The organism is Gimesia fumaroli (assembly GCF_007754425.1).
GTDB classification, from domain to species: Bacteria; Planctomycetota; Planctomycetia; order Planctomycetales; family Planctomycetaceae; genus Gimesia; species Gimesia fumaroli.
The window spans coordinates 5337682-5353724 of sequence record NZ_CP037452.1; the positions used below are offsets into that span (position 1 = coordinate 5337682).

Annotated in this window: 14 protein-coding genes and 1 pseudogene; 14 read left to right on the top strand and 1 reads right to left on the bottom strand. The window is 46.9% G+C overall.

The genetic code is table 11. From position 1 onward, the window contains the following. Positions 1 to 63 precede the first annotated feature (63 nt). The 14 genes from Enr17x_RS20285 (at position 64) to Enr17x_RS20350 (ending at position 15409) form a co-directional block, all read left to right on the top strand. Positions 64 to 2592, top strand: a complete 2529-nt coding sequence (locus Enr17x_RS20285; protein ID WP_198000700.1) for an RHS repeat domain-containing protein — start codon at positions 64 to 66, stop codon at positions 2590 to 2592. Further along, positions 2592 to 3206, top strand: coding sequence for a pentapeptide repeat-containing protein (locus Enr17x_RS20290; RefSeq protein ID WP_145311534.1), 615 nt, complete (start codon positions 2592 to 2594; stop codon positions 3204 to 3206). Before Enr17x_RS20285 ends, Enr17x_RS20290 begins: the two co-directional genes overlap by 1 nt. 277 nt (positions 3207 to 3483) lie before the next feature. After that, the gene (locus Enr17x_RS20295; RefSeq protein ID WP_145311535.1) at positions 3484 to 3828 is read left to right on the top strand and encodes a hypothetical protein; all 345 of its coding nucleotides are present in this window, start codon (positions 3484 to 3486) and stop codon (positions 3826 to 3828) included. Positions 3829 to 3883: 55 nt separating this feature from the next. Continuing rightward, on the top strand, positions 3884 to 4231 hold the full coding sequence (tnpA, locus tag Enr17x_RS20300) for an IS66 family insertion sequence element accessory protein TnpA (protein WP_145305627.1): 348 nt from the start codon (positions 3884 to 3886) through the stop codon (positions 4229 to 4231). Then, the gene (tnpB, locus tag Enr17x_RS20305) at positions 4225 to 4587 is read left to right on the top strand and encodes an IS66 family insertion sequence element accessory protein TnpB (RefSeq protein ID WP_145305628.1); all 363 of its coding nucleotides are present in this window, start codon (positions 4225 to 4227) and stop codon (positions 4585 to 4587) included. The genes tnpA and tnpB overlap by 7 nt, the downstream gene beginning before the upstream one ends. Positions 4588 to 4631: 44 nt before the next feature. Continuing rightward, positions 4632 to 6206 (top strand): IS66 family transposase, encoded by a 1575-nt coding sequence (gene tnpC / locus Enr17x_RS20310; protein WP_232100793.1) that lies wholly within the window; start codon positions 4632 to 4634, stop codon positions 6204 to 6206. Between the two features lie 35 nt (positions 6207 to 6241). After that, complete coding sequence (locus Enr17x_RS20315; protein WP_145311536.1) at positions 6242 to 6430, top strand: hypothetical protein; 189 nt, start codon at positions 6242 to 6244, stop codon at positions 6428 to 6430. An 8-nt stretch (positions 6431 to 6438) separates the two neighbouring features. After that, the gene (locus tag Enr17x_RS20320; RefSeq protein ID WP_145311537.1) at positions 6439 to 7065 is read left to right on the top strand and encodes a hypothetical protein; all 627 of its coding nucleotides are present in this window, start codon (positions 6439 to 6441) and stop codon (positions 7063 to 7065) included. An 8-nt stretch (positions 7066 to 7073) separates the two neighbouring features. Beyond that, positions 7074 to 7667 carry a hypothetical protein gene (locus tag Enr17x_RS20325; RefSeq protein WP_145311538.1) on the top strand — a complete coding sequence of 198 codons (594 nt, stop codon included), beginning with the start codon at positions 7074 to 7076 and terminating at the stop codon, positions 7665 to 7667. 102 nt (positions 7668 to 7769) lie between these two features. Then, entirely contained in the window at positions 7770 to 9971 is a 2202-nt protein-coding gene (locus Enr17x_RS20330) for an RHS repeat domain-containing protein (protein ID WP_145311539.1), read from the top strand. Between the two features lie 2 nt (positions 9972 to 9973). Next, positions 9974 to 10462, top strand: a complete 489-nt coding sequence (locus Enr17x_RS20335; protein WP_145311540.1) for a DUF7919 family protein — start codon at positions 9974 to 9976, stop codon at positions 10460 to 10462. A gap of 572 nt (positions 10463 to 11034) precedes the next feature. Continuing rightward, positions 11035 to 12942 carry an AAA family ATPase gene (locus Enr17x_RS20340; RefSeq protein WP_145311541.1) on the top strand — a complete coding sequence of 636 codons (1908 nt, stop codon included), beginning with the start codon at positions 11035 to 11037 and terminating at the stop codon, positions 12940 to 12942. A 96-nt stretch (positions 12943 to 13038) separates the two neighbouring features. Continuing rightward, complete coding sequence (locus tag Enr17x_RS20345) at positions 13039 to 14766, top strand: glycosyltransferase (RefSeq protein ID WP_145311542.1); 1728 nt, start codon at positions 13039 to 13041, stop codon at positions 14764 to 14766. Between the two features lies 1 nt (position 14767). Next, positions 14768 to 15409, top strand: a complete 642-nt coding sequence (locus tag Enr17x_RS20350) for a class I SAM-dependent methyltransferase (protein WP_145311543.1) — start codon at positions 14768 to 14770, stop codon at positions 15407 to 15409. 168 nt (positions 15410 to 15577) lie between these two features. Here the strand turns inward: Enr17x_RS20350 and Enr17x_RS30110 are convergent. Then, positions 15578 to 16005 (bottom strand): annotated as a pseudogene (locus Enr17x_RS30110) (integrase core domain-containing protein); the annotation flags it as partial. Positions 16006 to 16043 lie beyond the last annotated feature (38 nt).

A 16043-nucleotide genomic window follows, 5' to 3' on the forward strand; every position in this document is an offset into this window, starting at 1 on the left:
ACAACGCTTAGCGCGACCAGTCTATATTAGTGAATGAGCAGTCGGAACGGACCACGTTCAGCTATGATGCGGTCGGCCGCGCGACTGGCAAACGGCACCCGCACCAGCATGGCCTATGACGCCGCCGGTCGGGAAACGCAGATCACGCACTTTACGTCAAGCAACACCCCCTTCTCCTCTTTTGCCGATACGTATAATGCCGCCGGCAATCGAATTCAGCGTGTGAATCTGGATGGGGACGTGACGACATGGACTTACGATTCTAGTTCACAGGTCCTTTCCGAACGTTATACCGATTCACTGGGAACAACGATTACGACGTTCGCTTATGACGCCGTCGGAAATCGGCTGGTTGAAAACAACGATTCCACGATCACCACCAGCGTCTACGATGCCGCCAATCGTCTGGAAACCTCTGATGAAACGACAGGCATCACCACTTACACCTATGACAAAAACGGCAATCAGACGTCGATTGAAGATCCCGTCGGAGATATTACCACTTACACCTGGACCTACGAAAACCAACTGGCGGAAATCGAAAGCCCCAACGGCGATCTGGTGACCTACACCTATGCCCCTGTTAACAAAAAGAGCGACGAACTCCGCCTCTCTAAAGAAACGGACCTGGAATTCACCTCTTATATGTGGGACGACCAGAACATCATCCTGGAACAGGACGATGTGGGCACCGTGGACGCCGAATACACGGTGATGCCACAAGCCTACGGGAATCTGATCAGTCAGACCCGGGATGCGGACAGCAGTTTTTATCACTTCGACCCGCTGGGCAGCACCCGCGAACTGACCGATGCCTCAGAGACCGTCACCGACAGCTACCTCTACAGCGTCTTCGGCAAAGTCAAAAGCAGCATCGGCACCACCGTGAATCCCTATCAATGGGTCGGCAAAGAGGGGTATTACCATGATGCCGAAAGCGGACTCTACAGTCTTCGCAACCGTTTCTATGGAGCTGGTGAAGGACGCTTTAAGTCCGAAGATCCGATTGGTTTTGATGCCGGAGACGTGAACCTTTATCGCTATGTCGGTAACAATGCAGCGACGATAACTGACCCGAACGGTCTGGCTCCCTTTAGCACAGGTAGTCCTGCTATATCAGGGAATCAGAGTAGCTATGGTAGTCATGAGAGAACGATACTTTGCCAATGTGAAACTAAAACAGATGAGCTGATAGAATCCGGTTTATATCAGTGGGAATATGCAACGGAATTATCATGGGTTGAGGCTGAAAAAACAAAGAATTTGAGTTTTGCAGATGTGTGTAGAAATAAATGTCGATCAAGAGGCCGATTTACCGGATACTGGAGATGGAAAGGTTTTAGAGTCAAATCACTTGCTGAGCGGGCTGAAGAAGAGCGAAGATACCAACAAGAAGTACATCGCGCAGTACTGGAACGCCTATTAGCTCAAGCAGCCGAGAACGTGATTAATCGTAAAAATGCCTTGGAACCTGCTATAGTACTCGACAAAAAAACTGGGGTTGTAATAGATAGGAGTCGCGATGTCGATCCTAGATTGCTTGAACTTCAGTGTCTATATGGCAAGGATGAGTTGACGCATATTCGAGACCAACGGGGACGATTTGAAAATGACCCGAAAGGGATTAAGACGCTTTCTGTCTACGATCAATCAAATTTAAAATCTCAGATCGAAAGTGAATACCAGCAGCTTGTTGACAATTATAATTTGGAGCACGGAGGTAAGCTTGATAGGCTCCAATTTGCGATTGATGTCGTCGCTTTTGCTCTCGCGTTCGGTCCCGGTACCCAAGGGCTAGCTATTGGTCTGGAAGGACTAAATGTACTACTCTCAGCTGGAAGGGGACAAGGCGATGCAGCCGGAGCCCGGGTAATCGCTATTGCTGGCGGTGTCGTGATTGGTAAGGCAATCCAAAAAGGGTACCAACTATACAAACTCAAAGCTAATAAATCCGTTGGGGTGCTTGCTAATAATGTGGATGAGGCAGTGCCACCGAATAGTGTTCAAGAAGGATCTCTGGTTATTAAAACAGAGGACGCCCTCGATGCTATTCCAGCAAAACCAAAGGGGGGGCCAAAAAAAGGAAAAGGAGATAGTGGAAGTGCTGGTGCGTTTAAAAGTGTTCAAGTCTTTGACGAACTTGGCAACCCAGTTGAAGGATCTTTAACTTCTGGTTATCATGGAATACCTGGTAGTTCTGTCGACGACATTCCAGAAATTATTGAAAATGGATTACCAGGAGGGGGAACAAATACGAATCTTGGTGAACATGTAAATGGTGTTCCAGACAGCGCTTTCCGAGGTTTAGCATCTACATCAGGTTTGGGAGGTAATCCGACACAACAATTTCCAGTTGATTTTGCTTTAGAAGGAGGCTTAGTGGTTAAAATTAGAGGGGTTTTAGGCTGGGACACTCACCGGTATGCATCTAAAGCTGTCAAGAAATTGCGCAAAGGAGAAGGTGAAACAGCAATTTTAAGAAGAGTACCAACAGAAAATATTGAAGAAATTGGAATCGTAGGACTTGATAAACTTGGTCGAGAGAAAGTCATTAAATGGATTCCGAATCGTAATTTTAAAGGTTCACGTTAATGCAATTAACACCAAAAGAGCTTCGTGAACGTTGGCTGACTGCTCAAGGAGAGAAGTTAAAGAAAGAAGTTGTTTGTTCGATTCTCGCTGATCGTAGTTGGGTTGAACCATTAGCTCAGTTACCAGGTGCAGAAGAGGTTGAAAATAATGCGGATTTACGTGGTATTAAGATATCACGTATTTCATTGCCGGCAGCAGATTTTTCTTATGCCGTACTTGATTACGCCTGTTTTGATGAATGCGACCTACCGACTTCTGATTTCCAGTTCGGAAGTATTAGGGAAGTCAGCTTTGTAAAATCAAACTTGACACTCGCCCATTTCTGGCGCGTACGTGGGATTGGAGCTTCTTTTGATGAAGCCGATCTTTACAGAGCACGTATCATTGAATCTGATTTAAGAAGCACTTCATTTTGTTTTACGCATTTAAGGAGAGCAAAGCTAGCCCATTCAAACTTCGAACGAAGCGTCTTTGAAGAAGCTGATTTACGTCAAGCTGACCTTTACGATTGCAATTTTCGTCATACTAATTTGTCTAAAGCTGACCTGCAGGGTGCTGAACTTGACCAGGCAGATTTTACTGACGCACTGCTCGATGGAACAATCGGTCTGTAAGCCGATTATGTGCCCATATAGTCAATTTATTCAGCCAGGTTTGGAAGAGAATAAAATGGACAGAAAAAGGTGTCAGGAACGAATGGCACTGCCGCTGTTTTTTGAGTTTGTGTTTGCGCAACGACTCCCGCGTGACGCAGTCACGGTTTTAATTTTCTGATTTTTTGCCAGTTCGCTGGAAATTGTGTTTGGCAAAACCTTTCCTGGCATTATGCTGCGTTCTGGCAAGACCTTCCTTGGGTTGGTGTGGGTAAAACATTTGACCAAGGAAGGTTCTATGCCATTTATATCAGCTTCCCGTTTGAATGCAGCATCATTTTCTCTTTTCAAACGCTCGATGATGCAAAATGCTTCGCTTCCGCTGGCCGATGTGATCGATGACCAGGGCTGGCAGCAGATCTTCGATGAACACAAAATCAATTTTGGTTCCGACGAGGATGACGTTTACACACCGGCAGTCACGCTCTGGGCATTAATTTCTCAGGTCTTCTTTTCCGGGGAGCAACGCAGCTGTAAAGCAGCTGTGATCCGTGTTGCCAACCTGTGTGCCGCGCTGGGCCGACAGATTTGCAGCACCAATACCGGTGCTTATTGTGTAACCGGCCCACAAAATACACCTTGACGTGTATCGTATTCTGCATGTGTTTTAACCACCAGCATATTCAGGAGCGAAAGCGATGCCCGCATCCCAGCCAACCCCGCGTGCCGACCAGCGACGGAACCCGAACCGTGAAGCGTTCTGGCGACAAACCCTTTCTGACCGACTGCAGTCCGGACTCTCGATCCGTGCCTTCTGTCAGCGTGAGGGACTCAGCGAACCAGCTTACCACTACTGGCGACGGGAACTGAAAAAGCGGGATGCCGAGACAACCGCTGCAGCTTCCTTTCTGCCCGTTGAAGTCCAACTCCCTGCCACGCCGATTGAAATCGTGTTCTCACAGGGCACCTCGGTTCGCGTCGGAAACGGCTGTGATCAAACCACGCTCGAAACCGTGCTCGCCGCGCTGGAGCAGCGCGCATGCTGAATCTGCCCACCCGCATTTATTTCTGCACGGTCCCCACCGATATGCGCAAAAGTTTTGACGGCCTCCTGCGAATGACCGAAGTCTACCTGCAGCAAAACGTACTCGACGGGGGACTATTTGTGTTTCTCAACAAAAAACAGGATCGGATCAAGCTGCTGTACTGGGACCACGATGGTCTGGCCATCTGGTATAAACGGCTGGAAGCGGGCACATATCAGCGTCTCTCCAGCCCGGAGGGCACACATGGCCTACAACTGTCCTCAATCGACCTGGGGCTCCTGCTGCAGGGCATCGACCTGACCAGCGTGCAGCGCAGAAAACGCTATCAGATTTCAGAAAAAGTATCGACTTCATAAAAAAACAGTTCCCGCCTGACAACGATTATGTTAAGACGTGGAACATGAACCAGAAACGATCCTCATTGCCGAACGACGTCCAATCCTGCCATGATATGATTCACCAGTTGGGTGAGACCGTGGGAGAGCAACAGCGGGAAGTCGAGCAACTCAAACATTTCATTGATCGGCTGCTGCGACAGCGGTTTGGCGCCCGTTCTGAAAAGATCGCCCCCAATCAAATGAGTCTGTTTGACGAACCCGATACTCCAGAGGAAGCGGCCGAGCCCGAGGACGATGAACCTCCTCCCACGACGGTTTCCGCACATCGCCGTCGTGGCGGTGGCCGTAACAAGCTGCCCGATCATCTGCCTCGGGAACGGGTAGAGCATGACCTGACCGAATCGGAAAAACGCTGTCCCTGCTGCGACCAGACACGGCAGCGGATCGGAGAAATCAGCCACGAACAGTTAGAATTCATTCCTGCCAGCCTGAAAGTGATCGAGCACGTACGTTTCAAATACGCGTGCCGGGAGTGTGAAGAGCATGTGGCGCTGGCTCCAGTTCCTGCCCGGCCGATTGCCAAAGGCTTCGCCGGCCCCGGCTTGCTCTCGACGATCCTGGTGGGGAAATACTCAGATCATCTCCCCCTGTATCGTCATGAATCCATTCTCAGCCGGAATGGCGTACAGCTTTCGCGGAGCACGATGAGCCGCTGGGTCCTGGAAACCGCAGAATTACTGCAACCGCTGATTGATCTGATGAAAAGCCGGGTTTTGCAATCCAGCGTCGTACATACGGATGATACGACGATTCCCGTCCAGGACCAACGGCTTTCCCGCACGCGGACCGGCCGGTTCTGGGTTTACTGTGGCGATGTCGCGCACCCGTATTCGGTCTATGATTTCACCCCGAACCGGGAACGCGCCGGTCCCCAGGCGTTTTTAGAACACTTTTGCGGTTATCTGCAGGCAGACGCGTATGCCGGCTACGAAGAACTGTACCGGTCAGGCAGAATTCACCAGGTCTTGTGCTGGGCGCATGCGCGACGCAAGTTTTACGATGCGCGGACGGTGCAGCCGGAAGCCGCTCACCGGGCATTATTGTTTATCCAGCAGTTATACGCGATCGAACGGGAAGCCGGCGTGTTGAAGTCGGATCTGCCACAGCCGGCGGACTGCGAACACTGGTGGAAACGCCGCTGGCAGTTGCGACAGAAACAGGCGCTACCGATACTGGAAAAGTTCTGCGACTGGTTGACGGAAACCGCGCGCAGTCTGTTACCGAAAAGTCCGGTGGCAGCGGCGATTCAATATCTGTTAAGCCGCTGGTCCGGGTTTACGCGGTATTGTACCGAGGGCATCCTGTCGATTGACAACAACCTGGCCGAACGCACCTTGCGTCCCTGTGCCCTCGGCCGGAAGAATTATCTGTTCGTCGGCAGCGACCGGGGCGGCCAGGCGGCCGCCGTGCATTACAGCCTGATGGCCAGTTGCAAAGCAAACGAAGTGGAACCGTTTGCCTATCTGCGCGATGTGTTGACGCGGATCACCGATCACGCCGCCGATCGCCTGGAAGAACTGCTGCCAGACCAATGGCTGAAGCAACACCCGGAAGCCCACTACACCCGCCGACGCTGAACCCGGCAGCGATTCAGTTCAGTCATTGATAGACCGTGTATTTGCTGAAACGGTTACGTACTTATGACGCCGTGAATCAGGTCCAGAGCGTGGCCTGGCCGACCGGCAAGATTGTCACCTGGGTCTATGATGCCATCGGCCAACGTTCCACACGCGACATCTCTACCGGCACGGTGACGTACACCTACGATGCTCAGGGGAATCTGGAGTTCTGGCTCAGGTAGATGATGCGGTGTCAGCGAGTGGAACTAAAGACGGGACCCTGATCGTCAAAACGGAGGATGCATTAGAAGGAGCAGCAAAAAAAACAAAAGGGCAACTTGCAAACCTCGATACAGTCAGGAGGGGTGACAAACTCCTCACTGAAGAATTAGAGGAATTGAAAGAGTTGAGAAAACTGGGGGTTCGTATTGAATGGGACACAACTGCTTCAAGAAAGCTATTATACAAACGAAATCGCTTATTTCCAGAAGACCCAAATAGTTTTGAGCGAAATCGAAAGAGAATCAATGCATTATTTAGCCTTGATGAATTAGGCAATCCCGTTATTTTCTTACGAAAAGATGCAACTAGAATAGAATTTCTTGAGGAGTATAAACATTTCAAACAGTATTTAAAGTGGGCGAAAGGCCGTTCCAAAGGTGAAAGTGTTGAAAACCGAATCAAAGCTTGGATAGAATATCTGAATAAGACTGGCTCACAAAATACTGAAGTAAAGTTAGAATTAGAGGCAGCGGAATACATTTGGAAGTGGTTGCAAACAAATGGCGGAACCCCGGTGGAGAAAGAAGTTATTTTTAGGCGATTGGTAAAATGGCAAAAAAAATTCGATGCTTGCCAGCGATCTAAAAGACAGTAGGGTCTACAATGACAACGAAACAGAGTAAACCACATAAATGTGAATATTGCGATTCAACTAAAATTATTCCGATGGTTAATGGGTCTCCAGTTGATCCTGCACTTGAGTCCCTCGTAGCACAGGATAAAATATATGTTAGAGGGAGTTTTCAAATAGTAAAAGGATCAGTTATCTGGATCTGCGCTGATTGTCATGAAGGGGTGCAAGACGAAGCCTACCTCTATGATGAGTCGAACAGCGAACTCATGCAGGCTTATGAGGATGCTATTAAAGAAGCATTTGAGAATCTTGAGTATCTAAATGAATCGGAAATCAGAAAACTAGAAGGCCGAGCCTTTTTGCGTTCTCTTTCTCAAAATTATCTGAGTTACGGCTTATTCGAGTTAGAAAAGTCTGAAGAATCATTTTGGATAAAACCCTCTACTGGTGCGACACATGAGTACGTTACGAACTCGATCATTCCCATGAACTATTTCGGTGATATGGACGATTACCTTGGTGAAGAAGGCACTAAGGAGTTTGAAGTTCGGATCAATAAGGAAGCGTGTGTTGCGGTCGCCACTCGAATCGCGCCTGGCAAAATCCAGGTAAAACGAAAATGACAATTACCTGCTCTGAACGTTAGAGTCCGTGAGAAAGCTATAAGCATGTAGGGCCTGCCGAACTAAGATACGTACAACGCTTAGCGCGACCAGTCTATATTAGTGAATGAGCAGTCGGAACGGACCACGTTCAGCTATGATGCGGTCGGACGCGCGACTCGCAAACAACTGGCAAACGGCACCCGCACCAGTATGGCCTATGACGCCGCCGGTCGGGAAACGCAGATCACGCACTTTACGTCAAGCAACACCCCCTTCTCCTCTTTTGCCGATACGTATAATGCCGCCGGCAATCGAATTCAGCGTGTGAATCTGGATGGGGACGTGACGACATGGACTTACGATTCTAGTTCACAGGTCCTTTCCGAACGTTATACCGATTCACTGGGAACAACGATTACGACGTTCGCTTATGACGCCGTCGGAAATCGGCTGGTTGAAAACAACGATTCCACGATCACCACCAGCGTCTACGATGCCGCCAATCGTCTGGAAACCTCGGAAGAGACGGCAGGCATCACCACCTACACCTATGATAAAAACGGCAATCAGACCTCGATCGAAGATCCGGTGAGCGATATTACGACTTATAGCTGGACCTACGAAAACCAGTTGGCGGAAATTGAAAGCCCTAACGGCGATCTGGTGACCTACACCTATGCCCCGGTCAACAAAAAGAGCGACGAACTCCGTCTCTCCAAAGAGACCGATCTGGAATTCACATCCTACATGTGGGACGACCAGAACATCATTCTGGAACAGGATGAGGTCAGCACCGTGGACGCCGAATACACGGTAATGCCGCAAGCCTACGGGAATCTGATCAGTCAGACCCGGGATGCGGACAGCAGCTTTTATCACTTCGATCCCCTGGGCAGCACCCGTGAGCTGACCGATGCCTCAGAGACCGTTACCGACAGCTACCTCTACAGCGTCTTTGGCGAAGTCAAAAGCAGCACCGGCACCACCGTGAATCCCTACCAATGGGCGGGCAAAGAAGGCTATTACAGGGATTCCGAAAGCGGACTCTACAGTCTTCGCAACCGTTTCTACGATTCCAACCAAGGCCGGTTCAAATCAGAAGACCCCATCGGCTTTGATGCCGGTGACAATAATCTTTATCGCTATGTGGGCAACAATGCCGCGACGGATACGGATCCGAGTGGTTTGCAGGGGCATATCAAGCGACCAAGTAAATGGAGGACTGAGCTTGATTATACCAACCGGTACCTTGAGCTTATATGTGAATGCCAGGGAACCAGAATCGTTGGTAGAAAGCATAGCATAATAAGGTCTCGAATTAAGACCAAAAAACTACCTGGATGGACTATCGCCGAGGCCTGCAATGACAGCTGCAGTAAAAGAAGACGAGGATGGTCCGGAAAATATACAATCGTGAAAGGGTCCATTGGTCCGAATAATGGATATTTGCCCAGAGTTTGGGATGTAGATGGTTACCGCTATGTGTTATCCCCAGATCAGTGCAGGCAGTTAGAAGAGGTTAATTCTTATGGTTTCTGGGAAAGATTTGGGTCATTTTTTATCCCAGTATTCATACCCAAAAAAGAAAGTCTTGAAGAAAGAATTAGGATAGCAGCCAAAGATGAGGAATATGCAAAGACGTTCGATCGTTGCGGAGGGGAGATCGATATTATAACGCATGACGCAATCCACATTGGTCGTCGCAGGCAGCTGATGACGCTGGATGCCTGTGATCTTGCTACTACTACTGAGACAGTAACAGGAGCTATTGGAAGTACATTCAAAGTAGCCACTAGCACGGGAAGAAGATTAGTTTGTAAAACAGTTCAACAAAGCTGTAGCACCCCTTTGCAGAGGACAACGCGTGCGCTGGGAACTACTGGAGGCCATAAAGAAGCTGCACTTGTTTTGCGAGGTGGACCTGGACGTGCATTTGCTGGCCATGGCAAATACCTAAAATGCCCTGACACTACCGTCCCCAAAGGAACTTCGATTACACTACCACGAAAAGATATTAATATACAAGATTTAACAGGGTTATATATGGAAGGAGAGAACTGGGAAAAACTTCTTTATGCTGCTAAATCTCACGATGATTTAGAAGTCAGAGATTTAATAATGAATAACATAGAAGGAATGGCTACCTACTTAGAAGGTGCTAAAATTCCGGACTATACTCTTTTCGCACCTGGACATCCAGCAGGCCCCCCACTCTGCATCCTTAAAAACTCAACAACCGTATACAACCCCACTAAGCTTAGTAAGTTATTAGAACCAAGCATGGGAAATTGTATTTGGGCAGCATGCACAAAGGAATATTGAAAATGTATTCTGAGGATCTTTCCCCTTTAAGGCGGGGCACCGACAACAAATATTGGTACGAGTTCGCCGATGACTGTGAATTTGAAAAACTTCTTACTATCGGCTGGCTGGATAGTAATCACTCGTTCCCAGTTGGGCCTATAGACAACGCACTGGTTAAGAAATTACGAGACTTGATCTGCTGCATACCAAAGGGGATCAATGTCCATGTTGCTCGAATTAGAGGACAACACCCCTGTAATTTGTGTAAAGCGTATCCAAAGATCAGGTGCAAGATTGGCGGAATGCGTCATCTAGGTTGCACAGAACTCAGGATTCCTTCACGAGAGCAAAAAATCGTATTCACATCACCGGATATGATACTTCATTATATAGAAGAACACTCATACCTACCACCAGATGAGTTCTTAGAAGCATTGAGGAATTTTGATACAAGCCAGCCATTTAATGCAGTAGAATTAGGTAAAAAGCTAATCAAGCGGAGCGAGTGAAATTCGGAAGTTAATTGGAGATCTGAAAGAAAGAGATGGCTGGTCAGCAAATCGCCAGATCCAATCTTCGACAGGATATTTAACCCCGGTTTATGATGCTCTAGTCTCACCAGCATGGCCTATGACGCCGCTGGTCGGGAAACGCAGATCACACACTTCACTTCAAGCAACACCCCCTTCTCCTCTTTTGCCGATACGTACAATGCCGCCGGCAATCGGACCCAGCGTGTGAATCAGGTGCAGAGCGTAGCCTGTTCTCTCAAAACATCTACTCGGTAAGTAATCCAAGATGTACACAAATCTCATCCCAACTTCCTACTAAACATAAATGGAGTTCAAGGAGGTAAAAGCGTGTAGTTTTTTCTTGAAGCGATCTGACCTCTTGTATATACTTCAACCACTCTGGCATATTGAACATTTTCGTAAAATAAATATTGACATCATCTTAAGCTCTATTAAAGACAAGTATTTACGCCCATCCTGTCTGAACATAATTACTTGCACCAGCGTACATTCAAGTTAGCCTGTTTGAGTATTTTATATTGTTTAATTACTGAAGGTTACCCCTCAACATGGAACATTCATTTGTTCAAAATTCTAATGTCGATCAAACCAATGACATCTTGCAGCACCTTGCTGGATTACTGCCAGTTGTTGATTTAACAAGTTGGGCTAACAGCAATCTTAGTCCTTTAGAGCATGGCATTGTTGATGATGACCGAATGCGATTTGCGGTTGATAAAATTCTGCGTTCGCTTTATTTGCCTGGAAAACATGTCCTGATTACGGGAAATAAAGGAGTCGGCAAGACCACGTTAATTCGCTCCCTTGCCTTGAAAAATACCCAGGGCAAGAGTCCCTTCTTGAGTAACGAACGATTTCTCTGGCTGGATTGTCATAATGTTGGTCCTGAAGATAGCCGTGCCTGCCTGGAATCAATTTTTGCAAGCATTGCCAAGATGCAGGGAATTGTACTCTGCCTGGATGGAATTGGATCGCTTTTAAGACGCAGCCAGGGTGGTTCTAATAAACCTCTCTTGCGGTCCATGATCAGTCGGGCGAATTTGCGCGTGATTGGCGTGATGTCTAGCTGGGAGTTCAACGACCTCGTCAGCAGTGATGCCCAAATGCTCGATTATTTCACCCGTGTTGAACTGGACGAGCCCTCTGAGGGAACTGCAAATACAATTGCCGGGCGACACGCTGAGATGCTTCAAAATATATATCAGATTTCAATTGATGAAAGCGTTGCGGAACGCGCTGTTGCACTCACATCAACTTTCATTCTCAATGAATGCCATCCTGCAAAATCGGTCAATTTACTTCAACAGATTTGTGCCAATATCGACTTCGATCGCACACAGCACAACATGGAACGGAATGAAATCCATTTCTCCGATATCGTTGCAGCCATATCAGAAAAAACGGGGATTCCAGCAGAAACCATTTCAGGAGAATCTCAGACGACTGGATTTGAAGACCCTTTATTGGATGCAGTCGTGGGTCAGGATGAATCCGTTCGTCTGGTAGCTAACGAACTGAGTTTGATTAAATCCGGCTTAAACGAACCAGGCAAACCAGCGTCTGTCATGTTATTTGCTGGTATGACAGGCGTCGGAAAGACCGAACTGGCCAAACGCATTGCCGAACTCTATTCGACTTCTCGTCGTGTCCAGGTTTATGCCATGGGAAATTATACCGAGCCACACAGTGTTTCCGGCATCATGGGAGTCCCACCAGGTTATGTCGGTCATGAAGAAGGCGGACGTCTTGTTAACGAATTGAACTCGGATCCCTATTCCGTGTTTTTGTTGGACGAAGCTGAAAAATGCCACCCTAATATCTGGAAACCTTTTTTGAATCTGTTTGATGAAGGATGGATTGTTGACCAACGCGGACAAAAGGCGTATGCAGATCGGGCGATTTTCATTCTGACCACCAATGCAGGTGACAAACAAATATCTCAAATGTCTAAAAATGGAACACCTGCTGAGGAAATTGCAGAGCGCGTCAAACAGATTTTGTCAAAAGTAAGACATGAGCGATCGAGCCAACCTGTTTTTCCGGCTCAATTTCTTTCCCGAATCAAGAGAATCATGGTTTTCAATTCTCTAGATGAAGAATCTATGATTGGAATTGCCGAACGTCGACTCAATCATATGAGTAAACAGTGGAGTATTAAGCGCCAGAAAACGATTGAGTGTCATCCTGATGTTGCTAGATTGATTGGAAAAAAAGGACACGATTTGAACGAAACTTCGAATGGGCGCGAAGGAGGCCGCATTATAAGCCGTCTCGTTTCAGACATAGTCGAATCAAAGATTCAGGAGAAAGCCCAGAATGATCCTGACGATTACCAGGAAGCTTCGGTAATCAAAGTAAACTCAGTTGAGTATTTAACAGATGATATCTCTGATTCACTTTCGATTGAGTTTATTACTTCTGAAGAATCAACTGGAATCGAACTTAACCATGTCTAATAGTTAGTAACAAACCTGTAAAATGTCCTTCCTGTGTTCACTTCGTGGGCAGATTGACCTCTCACTATAAATATTAATTTTAGGAAGTGCTCTCGAATGGATAATTCCAGAGTTCGCAATGTCAAGCACTGGGCTGTCGGTATTACAACAGCACCACGTAAGAAAAGCACACTACTTCAAACCCTAGACAGTCTCAAAGCTGCGGGCTGGGATTCTCCTCGACTATTCGCAGAACCAGGTGTAGAAATCCCTTTTGAATTTAACCGACTACCTGTGTCAAGAAGAGATGAAACTCTAGGTGCATTTCCCAACTGGTATCTGGCTTTAACCGAACTGGTTTTACGCAATCCACGAGCAGAAGCATTTCTACTATGTCAGGACGATGTATTGTTTACTTCTGACATTCGTGATTATCTGGAGCATTCATTATGGCCTGCAAAACAAGTTGGAGTTGTTTCAATATATTGTCCAAGCCATTATCCCCAAACAGAAAAACCGGGGTTCATCCGTGAAGATCGGGGATGGAAAAGCTGGGGCGCCCTTGCATATATTTTTTCGAACCCTGCGGCTCGAGCTATTTTAAGTGATTCAATGGTATTAAACCATCGAGATTTTGGCCCAGCAGAAGGCTTGCACCATATTGATTCTGTAGTCGGATATTGGTGTGAACGTAACCAACTTTCTTATTTTGTTCACTCTCCAAGTTTGGCTCAACATATTGGCGATTCTTCAACAATTTATCCTAGAGCAAATGCCAGTGGAAACCGACAAGCCAAGGATTTTCGAGACCAATTTAACTTGAAGCTTAATTCGGCAAGGACAACAAATGTTTCTGAGCAGCTATCATTTGAATCGAATATGCGACCCCCAAAATCACGAAATGGTTTTACTCCCCTCAAAGCCCCAACACTTATTCAAGATAAAGTAAGTCCCACTGAAACAAACCCTTCAAATAACCAAAATGAGAGGATAGGTAGATCCATCCCTAAAGTTTTTTCCCCCGTTAAACCTCAAACAAAACAGAAAACATATTCCTGTGATGTTATTTTGCCCTACAGTCAGCCTAATTATCGTTACCTTGAGGACTCTATCAAATCAGTTCTGAACCAGAATTTTGTTATTACCACCATTCACTTGATCAATGACGGTGTGAATGAAGACCCAATAGGCGCAAAGTATTCACGGTTGAGCAATGTGCGCTGGTATAAAAATACAGATCAACCAGTCGGACCTTATATAACATATAATCGATTATTTGATTATCTTGAACATGACATCATTGCTAATCAGGATTCTGATGACCTCTCCTTACCAATGCGACTTTATAAAAGCATTCAGTTGATTGAGCAGGGATATGATATCGTTGGAGGTTCTATGGAGCAGTTTGTGACGTACGATGATAGTAGCAAGCGAATGTGGCAGGCACTCTCAAAAAAGCCATACCATCACTCTGGAATTTACTATGCTGCATCACCATCAGGATCTGTAGTTAATTCTACAGCAGTCATGAAAAAGTCCGTCTACGAAGCCTGCAACGGCATGGCCCCTTGGATTGCTGGTGCTGACAGTGAATTTTACGAACGTTGTATTCAGGCTGGATTTAAAGCTGCAGCAATGCAGGATGTAATTGCACTCCGGCGGTTACACAATCCTTCACTTTCTAATGATCAGGTCAATAGCGGACACGGCTCAAATCTGCGTGAAGAAATCAAAAAAATGACTGCAGAGAGCATCGCAAGACAGAAGCTGGGCTCAGACCACTCCATCGGTGGGCTGTCAAAGCATCGGAATGATAAGGAGTTGACTCAAATCAAGGGGAAATAAAATGGTGGATTGCCGAAAAACAGACTTTTATGATGCCAAGTACTCAAAGGGGGGATTCATTTACAATGAAGAAAAGGAGAATGCGTGGCTGAAAACACACTTAATAGACCGTTTCGATATGCAAGCCGGCAACAAGCTATTAGAAATAGGATGCGGAATGGGTCTTCATTCGTCGTTGTTGTCTTCTCATGGTCTTAGTGTATGGGGGGTTGATATCTCTCGTGTCGGAATCGAAGCAGCAAAACAACGGAACTCTAAGGCTCAATTTATTGCTGTAAGTGCCTCTGATCTATCGCTATATTTTGACAAAGAGTATTTCGATGTAATTTTCGTGCGAGGTATGAGTTGGTACCATTACGAACTCGATCGAGAAATGAAACTGGGAGTGGACCCGCGTGAAGAGACGGCAAAGTTTTTTCGATTCTTAAAGCCGGGGGGTCTATTCATCCTGCAAATCAAATCTGATTTCTCTGGCAATAGACCTTCGAGTGAGGTTCATCATAATCGATTAAGTGATTACAAGAAGCTCTTTGAACCACTAGGAGATATCATCCACATTTCAAATTGGCAAGGTGTTGATCTCATAAGTGATGAACAGGCAGCAGGAATAAAGGGCGGCGTGCTGATAGCAACTCGAGTGTAAATTCGGCTCATGGGTGAATTGTCGGTATGTGATAATTATAGGAGCGGTTTCAAATTCGTTTTATCCCTTAAAAGCCCCCCGGTTTCTGTCCGATCAAAAATAAAACCCTAGCACCACTGACCTTGCCCCCAACCTTAATCCAGTTGGAATGTTAGAAATTCAAGGTAATCATGCCCGGCGCGCCGGGCATGATTTTTTCGCAAACTCCACCGGGGTCTGATTTCCCAGTGAGCTATGTGGGCGGTTTTCGTTGTAGTCCAGCCGCCACTGGTCGATTTGTTCCTGAGCATCTGCCAGGCTTAAAAACCAATGCTGGTTTAAACATTCCTAGCGAACCCGTCCGTTGAACGATTCAATATATGCATTATCCGTCGGTTTTCCAAGCCGACTGCAATCCAGAGTTACCTTGTTGAAGTAAGCCCACCAGTCCAGGCTCTTCGAAATGAACTCAGGACCGTTATCCACACGAATCGGTTAAGGACAGCCGCGTACCGACTCGAATATCCAGACACTCACGACTAAAAGTTATCGACTAACGTCAGCAGCCGGAACCGCTGCCCATTAAACAACTGATCGGTCATGACGTCCATGCTCCAACTCTAATTGGTGCGACAGGCTGGCAGCCGTGTTTACA